This window comes from Rahnella sp. P4_A8 (assembly GCF_056402435.1).
In genome coordinates this window covers 1-1,264 of the sequence record NZ_JBFUHK010000245.1, presented here as the reverse complement: position 1 = coordinate 1,264, position 1,264 = coordinate 1, and the positions used below count along the sequence as shown (strand labels likewise).

The window sequence follows — 1,264 nt, the reverse complement described above, 5'->3', positions numbered from 1 at the left end:
ATATTATCCTGTGGGCGGTGCGCTGGTATTGCAAATACGGCATCAGCTACCGTGAGCTGCAGGAGATGCTAGCTGAACGCGGTGTCAGTGTAGATCACTCCACGATTTACCGCTGGGTTCAACGTTATGCGCCTGAAATGGAAAAACGGTTGCGATGGTACTGGCGAAACCCTTCAGGGTTCTGCTCCTGGCATCTTGATGAAACTTATATCAAAGTGAATGGCCGATGGGCTTACCTGTACCGGGCTGTTGACAGCAAAGGCCGCACCATCGATTTTTATCTCTCTCCGTGCCGTAACAGCAAAGCAGCATATCGTTTTCTCGGAAAGATTTTAAATCACGTGAAAGGCTGGCAGATTCCCCGCCTCATTAACACCGACAAAGCTCCCACATATGGTCGCGCGCTGGCGTTGTTGAAACGAGAGGGCCGCTGTCCACCTGATGTTGAACACCGGCAGATAAAGTACCGGAACAACGTTATTGAATGCGATCATGGCAAACTGAAACGGATAATCAGTGCCACTCTGGGGTTTAAATCAATGAAGACAGCCTATGCAACCATTAAGGGTATTGAGGTAATGCGGGCGCTGCGTAAAGGACAGGCGGAAAACTTCTACTTCGCAGAGTCTTTGAAATATAACACCTTTCAATAACACTAACGGCTACCCATCACAAACTTTGCAACAGATCCTTTTTTCATGCATACCAACGTTAAATAAAATGATGATACTGTCTGAAACAAATCCCCATCGCTAAGCCGAATAGCTGGGGATTTGCGCTACTCATCTTACCCTCGGCCATGGTCACTGCTGCCTCTGTTTCCGTTATTACTTGTTTGGCGAACGCCACTGCTCCCAAAGCAGTTGCCTGAACCGGCAATCAGCCCTCCCACCGCACCCACAACCATTCCTCCTGGCCCACCAGAGGTTCTCGCCAGCAAATAGACTACTTGCTTAAAGCCATCGTCTTCGCCACCGATAACGCATAGCGCCCTCGCGGATAGATCCAAATAATTTAGGTTTACGCGAGCTCTTCGAGCATAAACAGCGTTATAAATCCTCAAGATCGCAGACAGCGAGTCGTATGGCATGAGACTCAGATAGCGCTGATAGTGTCAGCTCTCAGGTACTGAGAACAGTAGCAAGCCAATTAATTTTTCTTGTCTCCCAGTTTTTTCGCGACCATGTCGATGAATGTGGAGACCGCTGGCGGAAGATGATGTCGACTGGGGTACACAAGATTCAGGCCGTGCCCTTTCCGGGAG

1 protein-coding gene is annotated in these 1,264 nt (G+C 49.1%); it reads left to right on the top strand.

Going from position 1 to position 1,264, the window contains the following annotated elements; translation table 11 throughout:
* Positions 1-2: 2 nt before the first annotated feature.
* Positions 3-653, top strand: a complete 651-nt coding sequence (locus AC1DUO_RS25120; protein ID WP_477989400.1) for an IS6 family transposase — start codon at positions 3-5, stop codon at positions 651-653.
* Positions 654-1,264: the final 611 nt, after the last annotated feature.